Source organism: Nostoc sp. NZL (assembly GCF_015714705.1).
In the GTDB taxonomy this organism is placed as follows: Bacteria; Cyanobacteriota; Cyanobacteriia; order Cyanobacteriales; family Nostocaceae; genus Nostoc; species Nostoc foliaceum_A.
Genome location: NZ_WBKL01000215.1, coordinates 1 through 18,240 on the forward strand (window position 1 = coordinate 1; position 18,240 = coordinate 18,240).

Genomic DNA, 18,240 nt, shown 5'->3' on the forward strand with positions numbered 1-18,240 from the left:
GATATGTGTAATATTTCTGCTATTATTTCATCAGTCTTGCCATCCGCAGCCATTAGTAATGTGTGTGCACGCCGAATTTCTCTGGCTTTTGCTGAACCCTTTTTGACTAGAGCCAGTAGTTCTTCCCTCTGTGATTCACTCAGATTAATTTGATACTTTTTGCTCATACACCCTTTTTCCTTCTTCTGCGATCGCTTGTCTGCTTGTGAATACCAATGCATCCACATTGCTATTTAATCACACTTGATTATAACCCCGCAAAATTAATGGGACAGACCACTAGGGGCAAATTACCATAATCTTTCACTACAACAATTGCGGGACGGTCTGTTGCTTCCCTGAGTCGATGTTGTAACATCACCAAAGTGTTTTCGATGTCTTCATGGATATTTACCCGCTTCATCTCTGCTTCATCATGCCGAGAAAAGTGTTGTAGCGCTAGTACAATTTCCCGAATGCGATCAGATCCTCTATACATTGCACCTATCAGGTTTTGCAGATCCTTAATCATAAAATTCAGGTCTACGTCTTTGGCTATTTGCTGAATTTTAGGTGTGGGTTTGGGATATTCCTGTTGATAAACCTCAATCATAGTCACTAGGTCTTGCACATATTGACCAGCATATTGAAGATTCCCATAAATAAAACTAATTGGATTATTAATCTCATGAGCCAGCCCAGCCACTAACTGTCCCAGCGCCACCATCTTTTCGTTCTGAATCTGTTGAACTTGAGAGGCTTTCAAATTGTCAAGAGCCTGTTGAAGTAAAAAGTTTTTTTCTTGCAGTTTAACTTGGAGTAAACGTAAATTAATCTGATTTTCAATTCGCAATACAACCTCTGCCCCATGAAAAGGTTTGGCAATATAATCTACACCACCAACATCAAAGGCTTTTACCTTATCTACAACATCATCTAGGGCACTAATAAAAATTACTGGGACTTCACAAGTTTTATCGTCAGCTTTCAACTGTTGACAAACTTGATAACCGTCCATATCTGGCATATTGATATCCAGCAAAATCACATCTGGCAAAACCATTTGACACGCGGTCAGTGCCATTTTACCGTTTAAGGCTTTGCGGACTTCAAAACCTTGTGCAGTCAACATTGCCGATAAAAGCCGTAAATTATCTGGGGTATCATCGACCACCAAAATATTTCTTTTATGATGGTTAGTTTGATTAAAATGCATTATTATCAAAAGATAGACGTATAATTATTGAGCATAGTAAATGCTTCTTTGAAATCACCCTGAAATTTGTTGACCAATTTCGCCGAAATACTTATATTTATAGTGTAACTCCCACGGTACCTGGAGGGGTTTACAGACTATCAAAGCTATTGGTCAGTTATGAGCTTTACTAACTTCATAGCCTGCTTACAGCAGTATAGTAGATAGCACGCACAGATTATCGAACCGAGCGTCAATAATGGAATTTTTCCCAGGTGCTACTTGATAGCTACCATTGAGGCGCTGCGGCGAGCAACTTAAGAGCCAATTGTTGTTCTATGGGTTGAGAAAAGAGATATCCTTGAGCAAAATTACAGTTTAAACTTCTCAATTGGGCTAACTGTTCTTGTGTTTCGACACCTTCAGCGATCGCACTCATTCCCATTGAGTTGGCAATACCAATCATTGCTGGTACTAGCCCCATATTCTCTTTGTTCTCCTGCATACGTTTGACAAAAGATTTATCAATTTTGAGTGCATTTAAAGGAAAGCTATGCAGATAACTCAAAGAAGAATATCCCGTACCAAAGTCATCCATAATCAACTTGATTTTTCGCTGTTTTAGTTGTTGAAGAATTATTTTAATCGCATTAGTATTTTCCATAATTACACTTTCTGTAATTTCTAATTCTAAATATGCAGGGTTTATGTTATTTTCATAAATTATTCGGTCAATTTGTTCTACAAAATTGGGCTGTAAAAATAACCTTGCACTCAAATTGACACTCATAGTTAGGGGTTCTGGGATCACTGGATGATGTTGCCAGATGCTTAATTGATGACAAGCTGACTGTAATACCCAAGTATTGATGGCATTAATCAAACCTGTTTCTTCTGCCACAGGAATAAATTCTGTGGGAGAAACCAGACCCCGAATCGGATGTCGCCAGCGCACCAAGGCTTCAAATCCAGAAATTCTGCCTGTAGTCAGTGAAACAATTGGCTGATAGTAAACCAGGAATTCTTGCCTTTCAACAGCCCTCCGCAGGTCATTTTCTAACTCTAAAAGCTGAATAGCTTCCTGATGCATTGTTGGATTGAAAACGTGATATTTGGCTCTTCCTTGAGCCTTAGCCCGATACATTGCCGTATCAGCATCCCGCAGCAAATACTCTGGGCGATCATAATCTTTATTGCCCCAACTAATACCAATACTGGCATTCATAAATACTTCATATCTTGACAGTTTAAAAGCAAGTGATAGCTGTTGTAGAATCCTTTCGGCAACTTGAGTTGCAATGTTGATATCTGTGATATTTTCGAGGAGAATTCCAAATTCGTCACCGCCCAATCGTGCTAGACTATCGATAGGTATCAGACATGCTTGCAGGCGACGAGCGATAGCTATTAGCAATTCATCACCCACCAGATGACCAAGAGAATCATTGACAACTTTGAAGCGATCGCAGTCTAAAAAAAGTACCGCAAACTGATAATTAGATTCTTGCTTCGCCCGATTTAGAGAATTTTCTAATCGCCTGATAAACAAAACTCGGTTTGGTAATCCCGTCAGAGAATCATGAAGTGCTATATCTAGCAGTTGACTTTGCAATTTCTGGCGAGAATTTATTTCTTTTTGAAGTTTTTGTAGAGCTTTTTCTAGCTCACCAGTCCGTTGTTTTACCCGATGTTCCAGTTCGATATTTAGTTTCAATATTTCTAATCGCGCCGATCTCAATGCCAGTTGATTTTGCACGCGCACTAAAACTTCTTGAAACTCAAAAGGTTTGGTGATGTAGTCTACACCACCTACTTTAAAAGCTTTAACTTTGTCAAAAACATCATCTAAAGCGCTAATAAAAATTACCGGAATATCGGCTGTTAGCTCCCAAGCTTTAAAGGTCTGACAAATCTCATAGCCATCCACTTCTGGCATCATAATATCAAGTAGAATCAAATCCGGTAATAATGTTTGAGTTGCTGTCAGTGCCATTTGCCAGTTCAAGGCTTTACGAACGTTATACCCTTCCCTTGTCAATATGGAGGATAAAACCCGGAGGTTGTCTGCCATATCGTCAATGATCAAAATATCTTTTTTATCAGGGTCTAAATGCTCGTAATTCATTCTACGTTTGTTTTAGTCAATTCCATGATTTTCTCAAACTGGTAGTTATTTGCTAAATCCCTGAGAACTTGAAAAAGTTGACCATTATCTGATGGAATTTGCTTGAGTAACTCTAAAATCAGTTCATCGCTACAGCTGGCTGCGGCATAATGAATCTGTTGGAGCCACTCAGGCGACATTTGTGATAAATGGCTCAGGAGTTCGGCAATACTGACAAAAATCTGTGTAGCTTGATCGACAACTGCTATGTTTGTAGTTTCTACTTGATTGGTATTTAAACCCAGATGTTGGCTCAGTTTTTCCAATAATACTTCCTGTGTGAATGGCTTGCGAATAAAATCATCGCAGCCAATGGACAAAATTTTCTGGCGTTCTTCCTCAAAGGCGCTAGCAGTTAGGGCAATAATGATCGTGTCTGTATTGGAGCAATCTTGCGTTACTTTAGAGAAGTCGCAAGGGGAAGTCAAGACTGTTCGCGATCGCAAAGTAGACTCACCAAAAGCATCATTTCCCATGACACCAGTTGTTTCTGGTGTGGGAGACGCTTTTTGTACAACTTTGAGAACCTCGCAGTCGCCTGAATCGGGTAACCCTCCTTCAAGGCACTGGCTCCCCGATGATGCCAGTTGTTTCAATTTTGGGAATTTCCGCAACCTATTGGCTGCCCCATGCCCTATTTGTATTTGTTTAGCTTTAATCATTCTTGTGGCTTCGTAACCGTCCATGATTGGCATTCGCATATCCATAAAAATCAAGTGTGGTTGCCAAGATTCCCAATTAGCAACTGCTTCAACACCATCTGTAGCTTCCTTAACCTCAAAGCCTAGAGATGTGAGAATTTTAACTAGCAACAGACGGCTTTCTTTAGAATCGTCAACGACTAAGATGCGGTATGCTTTTTCGGTAGGTGCTAAAGCTAAAATTTGGGATTTAATTTGGTTTGTCGGGATTTCTCTGGGGCAAGTTAGAGCAATCTGAACATCAAAGGCAAATTTACTACCGACACCAGGCATACTGCTGACAGTAATATCTCCTCCCATCAGTTGCACGTATTTACGGCTAATCGCCAAACCCAGTCCCGTACCTTGTTGCGATTTCCTACCGATTTCGGTTTGCTCAAAAGCCTCAAACAGCAAGTCAATTTCTTGTGGGGTAATACCACAGCCAGTATCTTGTATTTCGAAGAAGAGATGAGGGGGATAAAGGGGAATTCGCTCTCCCTGCTCCCCTGCTTCGCCAGTTCCCAGTCTCACCCTTAGTGTCACTTTTCCCGTATCAGTAAATTTGATGGCATTTCCCAAAAGGTTGATCAAAACTTGACACAGTTTATTTTCGTCCGTTTCTATATATTTAGGAATGTCTTGTGCATATTCAAATAGCAATTCTAAATTTTTAGATGCAGCCCGAAAGTGCAACATTTCCTCTAAGTTTTTCAATAGATGAATTAAGTCAAAGCTACTGAGATTTAATGTAATTCTGCCAGCTTCGATTTTGGACATTTCTAGAATGTCGTTAATTAAGTTGAGTAGATGTTCACCAGCACGATTAATAATTGCCAAGTTTTCTTGATGTTCACCAGATAGCGAATAATCTCGGCTCATAACTTGGGTGAAACCAAGAATGGCGTTGAGTGGGGTACGCAGTTCGTGGCTCATGTTAGCGAGGAATTCGCTTTTAGCAAGGTTGGCGGCAGCACTTCGCGCGGCTTCCCGAACGGCTGCTTGTTGTTCCTGTGCGGCGATTTTTTGCGATTGAATCAGTTCTTCTTGGGTGGTTTGCAGTTGCTCGATAACTTGCTGAAACTCTTCAGTCCGTTTTTTTACTTGAGCCTCTAAGGTGCGATTGTATTCTGCTAATAACTTTTCTGTTTGTTTGCGTTGGGTGATATCAAAAAATGTAGCGATCGCAAAAGCAATATTTCCCGATTCATCATAGATTGGCTTTGCCAAAACTTCAATGGGAATAATCGTGTTACAATAGCGAATTTCCATATCATCAATCCTGGCACTTTCCCCAAGCAATGCTCTCAAAATCGGCAGGCGATCGCTGGGGTAAAGTTGATCTGTCCCGGCAAGGTAAGCTTGATATACCTCTGACAATTGTTCGCCAGTTACTTCTGCATAGACGCGTAGTGGCTTGTCGTTAGACATCGCTCCTTGACCAAGAATTTGCTGCCCAATTTGATTTGTATAATAAGGTTCACCTTCAGCATCTATGATAAATACACCTACCGGCATGGCTTCTAAAAATTGATTCAGCCGACTTTGACTGTGAGATAACGCCTCATTTAAGACTTGCATCTGAGCATTCTTTGCTGACAAAGCACTAAAGGATGATTGGAGTTGCTTTGCCATAGTTTCAAATGACTTGGCTAGTTCCCCCAATTCATCGGAACGCTGAATTTCTGGTGTTTGCTCCCATTCACCTTGAGCAATTTTCTTAGCTGATATGTTTAATTGTAAAATCGGCTGAATTACCCAGCGAGCAGTCAAAATTCCAATTATTGCAGCTACTAAAAAAGCAACTATGCACAGCAAAATAGTCATGCGGGTGTTAGCGTTAATTTCCTCCATAAATACGCTTTCGGGAATCACCGCCAGGATTAGCCAATCTAAACCCAGTTCATCCCTCCAACTTTTTACCTGCACAAAATAACGCACTCCATCGGCGGTAAAGTTTAGCTGTTGCTTCCCCACCATGAACTCAAGATTGCCAAAGCGTTTGATCAAAGACTCAGTTGTGAGTCTAATTAAATAATTTTGACTATCTAATGCTGATCGACGTTTTATTTGACCATTAATGATGGTATATGGTGGCTCGGTAGTAGAAGAAGCCACTATTAAGCCGGAGCGCTCTAAAATAAAAGTTTTACCCGATTTTCCGGTGTTTAAGTTGGCTAAAAAGTTGCTGATTTGTGACAAGATCAAATCAACACTAATAACTCCAACTAGTTGATTTTTTTTATCGTAAACAGGAAAGCTGGAAGATATAGATAAAACTTCTGGTTTATCTTCCCATTGATAAATTTGGCTCCAAACGGGTTTGCCTGCCTTAACTGCATCTGCATACCATGCCTCTACACGAGGATCGTAATTTTTGACTTGCTGAAGCTGGCGGCGATTCCCATTCAGGTCTGTATTGTAAACATAAAGTTTCCCAATACCATGCTTTTCAGTAACTTCATTAATCAATAGTTTGCCATTATTTAGACGTTCAATACCGATAAATTCACCTTTGGGGTTGGCAAAGCTGTTGTAGCCAACATTGAAAACCCGCATTTGTTTCCAAAAGTAATTTCCAGTGGTTAGAAAGTCAGAAAGGTTGAGCAAACCTAGATCAATTGCATCTAAGTTGATTTGATTGATTTGCTTGGGAGTTGTCAAATAGCTATCAAGATGCTGTTCAATGCGATCGCAAATTTCATTTTCTAATAGAGTCGCAAGCTCCTTAACCGCTTTTTGGCCATTTTGATACGAAAGATAGCCCACAAGTCCTACCGCCCCAAAAATTTGCAATATAAAGGGCACAATCAGAACATACCTCAGGGGCATATTGGCATAAAATTTGCCAACCAAGCAATTAATAGATTTGAAAGGGTGAAGTTTGGATAACATTGTTGTTTAATTCTTCCCCAGCATCTACTAGGGGCATTTTTGCCATACGAGCTACATTTAATCGCAGCATAATTACGGTGGATAATTGGCTTTGGCTATGGCAAATTTTATTTTTTTGTATAAAAAAGCACGAAGCTTTGATATTTATTTTACTAGCTAAGTCCCTCCAATGCCTATTTTTTAAACTTTGCGACGCCGATAGCGTAGCGGTAGCGAGTCCGCGTACTTGTAAAAGTTGCAAGCTACGCTTTTAGCGTCTCGTAGAGAGCGTCATAGCCCGTTGTAGACATCGCACCTGAATTTACTCACTTTTATCTGGTAATGTATCAACACATTTCCTCGGATAAACAGAAATTTCACTGATAAGCTACAGTATGCCATTCTAAAATTCAGGTCGCCATTAGCACCCCATCCTAAACTTAATTTTTAATTGCTGATGTCTTGATTTTCCGGTCTCAAAACCTCTGGACTTGTACAAAAACTTATATTTAAGTACAACAATTTTAAAATTTTCATACAAATACATAGTAAAAACAAAAAAATCCAAGAAAATTTACTTAGGATTTTTTATTTTAAAGAAATGTTAATTTTATTATGAAAGTATGTCAATTTCATCGCCAATTTGTAAAATTTTTCCGGCTGACGATGGGGATAATTCTGTATTAACACTCAATCTATAAAAGTGATTAAAAGGCGATGAAGCAACCCAATTTGGTAAAGTTGCTTGTCGCTGGGTTGCAAAGATTTTTTGAAAGTTTGGGTAAGCTTCCCCTAAGTAAGAATTGCGTGTTGGGACTATACAACGCTGACATGGTTTAACCCCAAAAAAGTCCACATCTCCCACTCGAAAGGAGACTAAATCACCTTGTTCACTAAATAGCTGATCTTCCCAAAATGCTGCGACACCATCAATCTCAATGTTGGCACGCATTCGACGGCGTATTTCATCTATATTTAAACCGGGAAACCAAGAAGCTACTTCTGCCAAAGTTGCTGTACTAATTACCGTTGGGCCAGGTGAAGATGTATCGTCAGGAAAGCCCATCAGAGAGTTTTGCCTTAATGTGACAGCAAACCCCAAAAAATCACTCAAAGTTGCTTCTAAAGCTTGCCGTTCTTCATCCAGATGAAAAATTCGTTGTAAGTCGCTATCGGGTATTTGCAACGAGATAGTTCTATTGAAGAGCGCAAATTGCGCCCTTAGTAAATGGATTTTAGCATGACGCTTGCCATTGACAAATCTACCCTGTTCGTCAAAAATGGCAAACTCGCGGTCATGCTGTAGTGCTCCACTAGTAAGAACTCTAGCATTCTCAACTTCAATACCATCCAGTGACTTAACTGGATACAGTAAAATCTTAGCTAGGTAAGGCATCATAGCAATTTTGGATTTTAGATTTTGCGATGACCTCCGGTCGGTCGGAGACCATCGCCTCTGGCGGGTGCTTTGCACCATCGCGTAGCAAGATCCCCATAGGAGTATGCTTAGAGCGAGTCCGCGAACGTCTGGCTCCGCCAAAGGCTAACTGAACTTTTTAAGACAGATTTTGGATTAAAGATTGGCAATTTAGCAGTCTCCAATCTAAAATCTAAATTTTTTTTGTTACTTATCCATTTGATCAATATTGTTTTTGAATTATGGATATACTGGCGATTTATCTATTCCTCCAACATGATTTAGAGGCCAGAAACGAACTACAGCACGTCCAATAATATTCTGGCGGGGAACAACACCCCAGCAGCGGCTATCGTAACTACTGTTACGATTATCACCTAATACTAGGTATGAATCGGCTGGTATAGTCTGAGGTTTTGCCAAAAAAGGTGGCTGTGGCCCTGATTGGCAAACATCAATTACTGTACTCTGCCCAGAACTAAGGTAATTAGCTTCTGGGAGGGGTTTGTTGTTGATATATACTTTGCCATCCCTAAGTTGTATTTTTTCTCCAGGTAAGCCAATTACCCTTTTAATAAAAGCATCATGATATTGTTCTTTCTGTAGTTCTTTTGTTGGCGAAAATACTACAATATCACCCCGCTGCGGGTCAGCAAATTTATACTTCAACTTATCGACAATGATTTTGTCTGCCTCCCACTGGTTTGGCGTACCATGCAGAGTCGGTTCCATCGATCCAGAAGGAATCCAGCGTGCTTCAGCAACAAAGGTACGGATTCCCAGAGCTAGAACAATGCTCAAGACAATTGTTCTACCTAGCTCTGCGATCCAAGAATTATCGGGTTGTTGACTAGAGTTGTTATCAGACACTTGATTTTGCATGAAATTACTTAACGGAAGGAAAGATGTAGGTAATTAACTCGCCTAGTGAGACTTTATCTGTTAATCTTAACGGGAAAATTTTAATTTCCTAGTCATGTTCCCATCTTGACTACTAATTTTAGATTGTGGATTTGACAGAGTTCTTTATAAATTAAAAATAAACTTTTTTTTAACGCGCGGCAAAAATTGGTTACTCTGAGCGCGAATAAGTTTAACCTAAAAGTATAGTTCTCTGTAATACATAGCTCCCTGTCTGAACAAAGTTAACCCTATGTCATCTCCACAAATTTTACTGATTCGCCGTGCTCGCATAATCCTACCCAATGGTGAACTGATGATTGGGGATGTGTTGACGCGCGATCGCCAAATAGTCGAAGTTGCGCCAGAAATCTCCGAAACAGCACTAGCCACTGAAATTGACGCAGAAGGGTTAACTTTGTTGCCAGGAGTTATCGATCCGCAGGTACATTTCCGGGAACCTGGACTAGAACACAAGGAAGATTTATTTACCGCTAGCTGTGCCTGTGCTAAAGGCGGAGTCACTTCCTTTTTAGAAATGCCCAATACGCGCCCCCTAACAACGACACAGCAGGCTTTAGACGACAAGCTACAACGGGCCTCACAAAAGTCCTTGGTTAATTATGGGTTTTTTATTGGGGCAACAGCAGAGAATCTACCAGATTTGCTTTTAGCAAAGCCAACACCAGGAATTAAGATTTTCATGGGGTCGATGCATGGTCAGTTGCTAGTTGATGGCGAAACAGCCCTCTCTGCGATATTTGCCAAAGGCGATCGCTTGATTGCCGTTCATGCCGAAGATCAAGCTAGAATCAACCAACGCCGCCAAGAATTTGCCAATATTCACGATCCAGCTGTTCACTCGCAAATTCAAGATAATCAAGCGGCATTGCTGGCAACCCAACTGGCATTAAAACTTTCTCAAAAATATCACCGTCGTCTGCATATTTTGCACATGTCAACTGCCGAAGAAGCAGATTTGCTGCGTCAGGAGAAACCTAGCTGGGTAACAGCAGAGGTAACACCACAGCATTTGTTGTTGAATACCAGTGCTTATGAGCAGATCGGTACTTTGGCACAGATGAATCCACCTTTGCGATCGCCCCACGATAACGAAGTTCTCTGGCAAGCTTTGCGCGATGGCGTGATTGATTTCATCGCTACAGATCACGCACCGCACACCTTAGAAGAAAAAGCTCAAGAATATCCTAATAGTCCTTCGGGAATGCCTGGGGTAGAAACTTCCCTAGCTTTGATGTTAACTGCGGCGATGGAAGGAAAGTGTACTATTGCCCAAGTTGTGAACTGGATGTCAAAAAATGTAGCTGTGGCTTATGGTATTCCCAATAAAGGAGCGATCGCACCTGGTTATGATGCCGATTTAGTGCTTGTAGATTTAAACACATACCGTCCAGTTCGGCGCGAAGAACTCTTAACCAAATGCCGTTGGAGTCCCTTTGAAGGCTGGAACCTTACCGGCTGGGCTACAACCACTATTGTTGGTGGTGAAATAGTTTTTGACAAAGGCCAGGTAAATACGCAAGTGCGGGGTCAAGCTTTAACTTTCTTATAGCAAATATTTATTTAAGCTTACGTAGTAGACAAAGAATTATACATCAAAGCCATACTTGAACTGGCAAGATTTTCATCTATCTAGAGTCAAGACTAGACCAATGCGGTTTGGTTAAAGCTAAAAGACGAAAATCCTTGTTTTTCCTCCTTTACCCTTTGAATCAAAGGGTATTGACTTGTCGCTGTATCAGAAATTGCAACTTGAAACCCTGAATTTATTTATAAGTGTTTCAAGTCAAATCTTCAATAACTATTGCCTTCGCGCTATAAGATGACCTGTCCTTGGCACGGCAGTTGCTATAACGGATAGCGGCAGAGTTAGCGAGTAATCGAGTGTTGGCAACTTCTGTAACGCACTGCCTCGTCCTTGGCGGTTCGTTAAATCTTCCAGGCGGATAAGGTAGGTATTGGAACAAATCTCATGATGCTTGACCTTCATCCAAGTCATGTATTTCCCAGAAACTATGCCCGGAAATATAACCATAGAAATTATCAAGGAGAATTGCTATGACCTTCAAAATTTTAGCTTTAGACGGTGGCGGTATTCGTGGAATCGTCGCAGCACGAATACTTCAACAAGTAGAACAAGAAATTAGAAATCACGGGAAAGGAAACTTTTTACACGAGTACTTTGACTTGGTTGCTGGCACTTCTACTGGTTCAATATTAGCAGGAGGTATTGCTATAGGGAAGGAGAGTAATGAACTCATTGAACTGTATCAAGATAGAGGTAAAGATATATTCCCGCTGGATAGAAAAGAGCGCTATAAAAACTTTCCGTCTATCATCAAATCAATTATTGATGTATTTTCAGGATCTAAATATTCTCATGATGGAATTATTAGCGTCCTCAAAGATGCTTATAAATCCACAAGAATAAAGGATATTGAAAAACCTATTCTCTTGATTCTTGCTTACGATACGTTATATCGAAATACAACCTTTTTTACAAATTGTCATCCCGATTTAGGAGACAGATGGTACGATGACTGTTATTTATGGGAGATATGTACCGCTTCTGCCTCAGCTCCTACTTTTTTTCCACCATATAAATTAGAACCTGTAGATAAAGAAAAATTTGGATATTGGGAATTTCCACACATTGATGGAGGAATTTCTGCTAACAACCCTGCTCTGGCAGCTTTGAGTCTAGTGATGAGGATCAGTCAGTCTTCAGTCTCTCCAACAATTAAGCAAAAATATAAACTGGATAATCTGCGATTGGAAGATATTTCTATTCTTTCTATTGGCACCGGTCAAACTGGTGAACCATTTCAATATAAGCAAATAAGCAAATGGAGAGGCTTAGATTGGGTACAAAATCTTACTAATATCTTTATGGAACCTACATCTGAGATTGATAGTACAATTTGCCGACAAATCATGGGTGGATATGATTCTAAGCGTTACTTGCGTCTTCAGTTTGACTTAAATGAGACATTTAAACCCAAGCCAAAAGAGACTTATAAAGATCCTCGTATTGTATTACCTCCAGAAGATCGAAAAAACCGATTTACAGGAGAAAAGGTTAGTGAAGAAATAGATAACACTAATTCCGAGATTCTTCAACAGTTAATCGATACTACCTCTGCATTCATTGATCAAGGTCTTACGTACTATACCAGAGACGACTCCGGTTCTCCGATAAAAAAGGCGATCGCCTCTTTTATTAAAGATAACTAGTGCATCCACGTAGACATATTAATGTCAACTAATATAGGATAAAACATCTCGTATTTCTACAGAATTATCGTAGAAATACGAGATGTTTTATTTAAATTTATTAATCTCAGTATTAATTACAGATGTGAATAGAAGAACTTATTGCTAATTAAAATTATTTAAATTAATTTTCAAATATTTGATAAATCAGTATTTTTGTGTATATATTGTGACCTTGCATTGGGTATATTAAATATAAGGAAAAGTTAGACAACTTCTACAAAACTTGATGTTGTTTAACTTTCTTCTAATAGCTTTGGCTGCTAAGTAATCCAGACTTGTTCTCTTAATGACAGTAGAGAACTAATCGGGCAAAATTAAGCTGACTAAGTTTTGTGAAAACTCTCATTTAACCCAACAACAGTTTACATTTTCTTAATTTATACACCATCCAAATCAGTTTTTATAACTGATTATTGCAGGAATAAAGCTGCTGTTACAGAATTTTTCATTTATTTTGGGTTGAGATAACAATGTTAGTGATTTACAGTGGTGAGCGTGGTAGTGGCAGATAGAACGAGTGTGGAATTCTCCCTCGACTGTTTGCAGAAATTTTCTAGTGTTGTGCTCAAGAAAGTGACATTTCTCGGATTTCACGCGGGAGATGAGCTGAAATCGCGGCAATGACCAAATAATTACTAATTCGTAATTCGTAATTTAATTGAAGGATACAGAGGAACTTGATTAATCATTACGAATTATTTTGGCTTCGTTAATGACACAATTGAATGGTAAGAGTTCGACTTGACGAGCGCCCTCATGCCCATAAGTCAAACTCACGCTTAGATAACTATCTGGCTTGTAGGGCAATCGTTCCGCCCATTCAATTGCCACAATTCCTGGTATCACCTCAAAACCTTCCCAGTAACTTTCTAAATTTAGGGCTGCAACTTCTTGTGGTTCTAAGCGATATAAATCTAGGTGGTAAAGGGGAAAACGTCCTTCCGTGTACTCATTAATCAGCGTGAAAGTCGGACTGACAATAGGTTCAGTGATTCCCAAACCCTTGCCAATACCTTGAACTAGGGTAGTTTTACCAGATCCTAAATCACCTTCTAGTAAAATTACACTTCCAGGAGTCAGGGATTCACCGAGAGCAATACCTAAGCGTAGCGTCGCCTCTGTATCTGCAAGAAACATTTTCATAAGCTGTTATGCATTTAATTTGTACATTTACCTAATGACTGATGACTGTTAACCATCAACAGTTAACGACCATCAAGAGTGTTTATATACTTTAGACGCGCATCAGCTTAATTAGTCATTAGTCTAATCAAAGGACAAATGACTAATTTTCATCTTAAATGATGACCTCTACCGTACCACCGCAACAAAACTCGTGCTAGTTTCTGCGGATTATGACGGACACAACCAGTTTCATCTTCATACAAAACATTAGCTGGAACAATTCTTCGCCCTAGCTGAGTTACGGCTTCTCTATCCAAAAAAACAGGATGGGAGTTTTGTTGGGCGTAGCGCATAAGTGATTGTTCCGAGGGGGATTTTTTGTGTATTAGTACAGCATCGAATAGCCGTCTTTGCCCACAAGCAGCATCAATTGCTCTGATATGATCTGCAACAGTGTAGCCTTCAGTTTCTCCTGGTTGAGTCATTATATTGCAGATATAAATACGGGGGGCATCTGTTTGAGCGATCGCATCGGCAATTTCTGGTACTAATAAATTAGGAATTAGGCTTGTATAAAGGCTACCTGGCCCAATAATAATGTAATCAGCTTCTTTAAGTGCCTTAATAGCTGCTGGTACTGCTGGAGGATTGTTGGGAATGCAGCCAATTTTGACAATTTTACCGCCAGCTTTGGGAATGCTAGACTCCCCATCAATGCGGCGACCATCGGCTAATTCTGCCCAGAGGCGGACATCACTGAGAGTTGCTGGTAGTACTTGTCCCCGTACCGCTAGCACTTTGGAACTAGCTGCAACTGCTTGTTCTAAATCTCCAGTAATATCACTCATTGCCGTTAAAAACAAATTGCCGAAACTGTGACCAGTCAACCCATCTCCAGCCCGAAAACGGTATTGAAACAATTCTGTTAATAACTTTTCTTCATCTGCTAATGCAGCCAAACAATTGCGAATATCCCCTGGTGGTAACACTCCAAATTCTTGACGCAACCGCCCAGAAGATCCACCGTCATCGGCTACGGTGACAATAGCAGTAATATTAGCGCTGTAGGTTTTCAGTCCCCTCAACAACGTCGAAAGCCCCGTACCACCACCAATTACCACTATTTTCGGGCCTCGGTACAATCGATGATGGGCCAGTAAGACATCGATGAGTTCTTCTCCGCCTTCTGCTCTTAGTACCTTAGTAATTGAGCCTACGGTGCGAGTTTGCCCCCAAAGCACTAACAGCAAGCCGCCAAGTAGCACCAAAGGGCCACTGATATAGTTGGGTAAGATGTTGGTGATTACTCCCAGGAAACCTCTAACCAACTCGAACATCCAAAAAATTGGGGTCAGCTTAATCCAGATAGCTAACCCCAAACTCGCCAGCAGTACACCCCCAATACTGATCAATAACCAACGTTTTACCGATAGTCCAGGGGATAACCATTTGAACCACTGGTTAACCCGATAGGAAGTACGAGAACGCGACTGCTTTTGCAGGGCGTTGAGGGCTTGTCTAAGAAAACCAATTGACATACCTAATTTGGAGCAGTGCTACAAACAATAATTAACAGAAAATGTACACCACTTGGTTTAAAACACTAGGCGTGAAACTATTATATTTGTCAATCCCATTAGACTAAGAGCAAGTGGTCAAGATTGCCAGTATTCCTAGTTAAACAATACCCTGGCTTGGTAAAAGTGAATTTAATGGAAAAACGAATTTTAGGATTAGATCCAGGACTGGCAACTTTAGGATTTGGAGTAATTACCTGTACACAAGTTCTCAACAAGGTACAAGAAACTACAGTAAATATGCTGGATTTTGGGGTAATAAAAACGTCAGCAGATGTAGAAATGGGACAGCGCCTATGTACCTTATTCGATGATTTACACACCGTGATGGAGGAATTTAAACCAGATTTAGTGGCGATCGAGAAGCTATTCTTCTATCGTATGTCAAGTACAATCCTGGTTGCACAGGCGCGGGGTGTACTCATTTTGGTGTTGGGCCAGCGTCGTCTTCCCTATGTAGAGTTTACTCCTGCTCAAATTAAGCAAGCTTTAACGGGGTATGGCAATGCTGATAAGTTAGATGTGCAAGAGGCGGTAGCGCGGGAGTTGGATTTAGATGAAATTCCTAGGCCGGATGATGCTGCGGATGCTTTAGCGGTGGCTTTGACGGCTTCTTATCAGCTGTAGGGGTACGCTGCCTGTCCTGTGTTTTGGTTTCCATTAATTCGCCTGCACATAGTTAGTGGAGACATTCAAAAGTTAGCGATCGCAATCTTGGATCTCCTGTTTCCATTAATTCCCGCTAAAAGCGAACAAGTCGGGAAACCCGCCGGCTCCCCAACCTACGCCAGTTTTAATTTTTAGCCTTAACCCAAGCGTATTGGACTATAACTAATTAGCCAGACTTGATATTACACGGTATAGTATCTCGCCAGCCTTCGGCACAAGCAAGATACCTTCATCCTCACGGTTAGCCCATTCAGTGGGTCGAATGGTAGCCGGATTGCGATAGTTCAAGTTATGAGCAGCACAGCGTTCAGCAGAAATGCCAGTAGCTAGAGTGACGCAAATCCGCGCTTGTTCTCCTTCTATAGGATCAAAAGTACCCATACCTTTTAAGTGAGTACTATGGGCCAACACTCCACCGGGATAGGCTTGGAATTTATCCCACTGTTTGAGAAAGTAATCCCGCACATGATAGCCAATTTGGGCTAGGATTTCGCCGTGTGTATAGCTAAACTCGGTAATATGAGGAGCATATATAATTACTTCACCTCCGTCAGCTACTACTGGTTCTAGCTTGTACATTCCTTTCGCTGCTGTCCAAATGTCGTCATACATTTGGGGCATTACTGAAAGCACTTGTTTAAAAGGCTGATCTACATATTTAATATGCAGTTTGGCTGATAATTTTGCAGCGGCTTCCCAGGCTGACTCTGGTTTATCTATATAAAGTCCAGCTAGCTGATTCGTTTTGGGTGCAACTACCATCGCCAAACAAAGCTTTGGGGTAGAAATCAGGGTAGCGGCTCGGTTAATTAAGCGCCGAACTGGTGTTATTCCCGGTGTACCAATAATTTCGTAACAGGTGATTAAAGCACCTAACCAGTGTGATACATCAATTACTTCCTGACCACCAATGCCAGGAAAAAAGTATTTATTTCCGCCAGAGAAACCGACAACTTCGTGGGGAAAGACCGGGCCGCAAATCATTAGTAAATCGTACTCTGTTACAAGCTTGTTAATACGCACATCAACTGCCTGATGTAGCATTCCACCGCTAATCTCTGCTATTTCATCTGCTGAAATTACTCCACAAGAAATAAAGGTATTCGGCTCATTCCAAAGGTGGTTAAAGATGCGAACTTTTTTAAAGGTTGTCTCTCGCTCCTCCTGTGTCACCTCCACCAAGTGATTAATTTGTTCCTGGCTCATAGGATTATGTGTACCCAGAGCGATCAAAAAATCCAGAGCCGCTACCCTTTTACTCAACTCCTGATGAAGCAATCGAAACATTTGGGGGATGGGAGCAGTGCGGGTACCATCTGGAATTAGCACCAGGATACGCTGTCCATCCAACTTCGAATCTGCCAAAGCTTCATGAACTAGCCCGGAAACTTGCTCGTGTGAAAGTGTCCCATTAGTTACAGCCAGTGAATACATAATTAAACTCCACTGTAGATACTAAACCCACCATCTACTGGCACAACTACCCCGTTGACGAAACTAGAACCAGAACTGCATAACCAGATTAAGGTGCTGAGTAATTCATCTGGTTTTCCAAAACGTCCGGCGGGGGTATGGTCGATAATTTTTTGCCCGCGAACGGTCAAACTGCCATCTGCATTGAGGAGTAAATCTCGATTTTGTTCTCCAATAAAGAAACCTGGTGCGATCGCATTTACTCGCAGTCCATCTCCATACTTTTGGGCAAGTTCTACCGCTAACCAACGAGTAAAGTTATCTATCCCCGCTTTAGCGGCTGAGTAGCCAACCACGCGGCTGATCACCCGAATTGCAGACATAGAAGAAATATTCACAATACAACCGTAGGGCTGATTTCTTTCGACCATTGCTTGACCAAAAACTTGGCTGGGTAGTAGAGTACCGAGTAAGTTTAGGCTAACTACTTCCTCAAAAGCTGAGTGTGGCATATCAAAAATAGTGGCATTAGGGGTAATTGTGGCAGCAGGAATATTACCGCCGGCCATGTTTACCAAGATGTCTATCTGATCCCAACGCTGTATAATAGTTTCCCTAGCTATTTCTAATTGGGAGCGATCGCTAACATCTGCAAGCACAGCCATACTTTCTCCACCGTTAGCGGTAATCTCAGCCACTACTGCACCCGTTCGTGCTTCATTGCGACCCAGAACCGCTACTCGCGCTCCAGCAAGGGCCAAACCCCGTGCCATAGCCCCACCAAGCACACCAGAACCGCCTGTGATGACTGCTACCTGCTCTTTTAGGCTAAAAAGTTTATTTAAAATATAGTCTGACATCTTATTTCAATTCGTAATTCGTAATTCGTAATTCGTAATTAAAAAAATCAATATTAGGACTAGCCCTTTCAAGGTGGGTAAAAAGTTTGG

At 40.9% G+C, this 18,240-nt stretch carries 14 protein-coding genes and 1 pseudogene; 4 read left to right on the forward strand and 11 right to left on the reverse strand.

Annotated features, from left to right (window positions below; genetic code table 11):
• The 6 genes and pseudogenes from F8R90_RS32170 to lepB form a co-directional block, all read right to left on the reverse strand.
• Positions 1-221: helix-turn-helix domain-containing protein (locus F8R90_RS32170; RefSeq protein ID WP_196511794.1), on the reverse strand; the 221-nt coding region annotated here is incomplete at its 3' end.
• Positions 222-271: 50 nt separating this feature from the next.
• Positions 272-1,195, reverse strand: a pseudogene (locus F8R90_RS32175) (hybrid sensor histidine kinase/response regulator); the annotation flags it as partial.
• Positions 1,196-1,463: 268 nt separating this feature from the next.
• Positions 1,464-3,299, reverse strand: a complete 1,836-nt coding sequence (locus tag F8R90_RS32180) for a GGDEF/EAL domain-containing response regulator (RefSeq protein WP_196514114.1) — start codon at positions 3,297-3,299, stop codon at positions 1,464-1,466.
• Positions 3,296-6,913, reverse strand: coding sequence for an ATP-binding protein (locus tag F8R90_RS32185; RefSeq protein WP_196514115.1), 3,618 nt, complete (start codon positions 6,911-6,913; stop codon positions 3,296-3,298). Before F8R90_RS32185 ends, F8R90_RS32180 begins: the two co-directional genes overlap by 4 nt.
• Positions 6,914-7,505: 592 nt before the next feature.
• Positions 7,506-8,288, reverse strand: coding sequence for an MOSC domain-containing protein (locus F8R90_RS32190; RefSeq protein ID WP_196514134.1), 783 nt, complete (start codon positions 8,286-8,288; stop codon positions 7,506-7,508).
• 261 nt (positions 8,289-8,549) lie between these two features.
• Entirely contained in the window at positions 8,550-9,191 is a 642-nt protein-coding gene (gene lepB / locus F8R90_RS32195) for a signal peptidase I (RefSeq protein ID WP_196514116.1), read from the reverse strand.
• Positions 9,192-9,462: 271 nt separating this feature from the next.
• On the opposite strand from lepB, the gene F8R90_RS32200 reads away from it, so the two are divergent.
• Positions 9,463-10,782 (forward strand): dihydroorotase, encoded by a 1,320-nt coding sequence (locus F8R90_RS32200; protein WP_196514117.1) that lies wholly within the window; start codon positions 9,463-9,465, stop codon positions 10,780-10,782.
• Positions 10,783-11,031: 249 nt separating this feature from the next.
• Here F8R90_RS32200 and F8R90_RS32205 read toward each other — a convergent pair whose 3' ends face one another.
• Positions 11,032-11,265: a hypothetical protein gene (locus tag F8R90_RS32205; RefSeq protein WP_196514118.1), complete on the reverse strand. Its 234-nt coding sequence runs from the start codon at positions 11,263-11,265 to the stop codon at positions 11,032-11,034.
• A 23-nt stretch (positions 11,266-11,288) separates the two neighbouring features.
• Here F8R90_RS32205 and F8R90_RS32210 point away from each other — a divergent pair, with 23 nt between their 5' ends.
• Complete coding sequence (locus tag F8R90_RS32210) at positions 11,289-12,464, forward strand: patatin-like phospholipase family protein (RefSeq protein WP_196514119.1); 1,176 nt, start codon at positions 11,289-11,291, stop codon at positions 12,462-12,464.
• Positions 12,465-13,187: 723 nt separating this feature from the next.
• Here F8R90_RS32210 and tsaE read toward each other — a convergent pair.
• Together tsaE and F8R90_RS32220 are read right to left on the reverse strand one after the other, a co-directional pair.
• Positions 13,188-13,649 (reverse strand): tRNA (adenosine(37)-N6)-threonylcarbamoyltransferase complex ATPase subunit type 1 TsaE, encoded by a 462-nt coding sequence (gene tsaE, locus F8R90_RS32215; protein WP_196514120.1) that lies wholly within the window; start codon positions 13,647-13,649, stop codon positions 13,188-13,190.
• A gap of 149 nt (positions 13,650-13,798) precedes the next feature.
• Positions 13,799-15,169, reverse strand: coding sequence for a gluconeogenesis factor YvcK family protein (locus tag F8R90_RS32220; RefSeq protein ID WP_196514121.1), 1,371 nt, complete (start codon positions 15,167-15,169; stop codon positions 13,799-13,801).
• A gap of 174 nt (positions 15,170-15,343) precedes the next feature.
• On the opposite strand from F8R90_RS32220, the gene ruvC reads away from it, so the two are divergent.
• Positions 15,344-15,835, forward strand: coding sequence for a crossover junction endodeoxyribonuclease RuvC (gene ruvC / locus F8R90_RS32225; protein ID WP_196514122.1), 492 nt, complete (start codon positions 15,344-15,346; stop codon positions 15,833-15,835).
• Positions 15,836-15,853: 18 nt separating this feature from the next.
• Positions 15,854-16,012 (forward strand): hypothetical protein, encoded by a 159-nt coding sequence (locus F8R90_RS32230; RefSeq protein ID WP_196514123.1) that lies wholly within the window; start codon positions 15,854-15,856, stop codon positions 16,010-16,012.
• Between the two features lie 27 nt (positions 16,013-16,039).
• Here the strand turns inward: F8R90_RS32230 and F8R90_RS32235 are convergent, their stop codons facing one another.
• Together F8R90_RS32235 and F8R90_RS32240 are read right to left on the reverse strand one after the other, a co-directional pair.
• The gene (locus F8R90_RS32235) at positions 16,040-17,311 is read right to left on the reverse strand and encodes a lactate racemase domain-containing protein (RefSeq protein WP_196514124.1); all 1,272 of its coding nucleotides are present in this window, start codon (positions 17,309-17,311) and stop codon (positions 16,040-16,042) included.
• Positions 17,312-17,313: 2 nt separating this feature from the next.
• Positions 17,314-18,150 (reverse strand): SDR family oxidoreductase, encoded by an 837-nt coding sequence (locus F8R90_RS32240; RefSeq protein WP_196514125.1) that lies wholly within the window; start codon positions 18,148-18,150, stop codon positions 17,314-17,316.
• Positions 18,151-18,240: the final 90 nt, after the last annotated feature.

Excerpts from the sequence above, each read along its gene's own strand:
- F8R90_RS32220 (WP_196514121.1), bottom strand. The coding sequence starts at position 15,169 with ATGTCAATTGGTTTTCTTAGACAAGCCCTCAACGCCCTGCAAAAGCAG.
- F8R90_RS32210 (WP_196514119.1), top strand. The coding sequence starts at position 11,289 with ATGACCTTCAAAATTTTAGCTTTAGACGGTGGCGGTATTCGTGGAATC.
- F8R90_RS32240 (WP_196514125.1), bottom strand. The coding sequence starts at position 18,150 with ATGTCAGACTATATTTTAAATAAACTTTTTAGCCTAAAAGAGCAGGTA.
- ruvC (WP_196514122.1), top strand. The coding sequence starts at position 15,344 with ATGGAAAAACGAATTTTAGGATTAGATCCAGGACTGGCAACTTTAGGA.
- lepB (WP_196514116.1), bottom strand. The coding sequence starts at position 9,191 with ATGCAAAATCAAGTGTCTGATAACAACTCTAGTCAACAACCCGATAAT.
- F8R90_RS32190 (WP_196514134.1), bottom strand. The coding sequence starts at position 8,288 with ATGCCTTACCTAGCTAAGATTTTACTGTATCCAGTTAAGTCACTGGAT.
- F8R90_RS32205 (WP_196514118.1), bottom strand. The coding sequence starts at position 11,265 with ATGGTTATATTTCCGGGCATAGTTTCTGGGAAATACATGACTTGGATG.
- F8R90_RS32235 (WP_196514124.1), bottom strand. The coding sequence starts at position 17,311 with ATGTATTCACTGGCTGTAACTAATGGGACACTTTCACACGAGCAAGTT.
- F8R90_RS32200 (WP_196514117.1), top strand. The coding sequence starts at position 9,463 with ATGTCATCTCCACAAATTTTACTGATTCGCCGTGCTCGCATAATCCTA.
- tsaE (WP_196514120.1), bottom strand. The coding sequence starts at position 13,649 with ATGAAAATGTTTCTTGCAGATACAGAGGCGACGCTACGCTTAGGTATT.
- F8R90_RS32180 (WP_196514114.1), bottom strand. The coding sequence starts at position 3,299 with ATGAATTACGAGCATTTAGACCCTGATAAAAAAGATATTTTGATCATT.
- F8R90_RS32185 (WP_196514115.1), bottom strand. The coding sequence starts at position 6,913 with ATGTTATCCAAACTTCACCCTTTCAAATCTATTAATTGCTTGGTTGGC.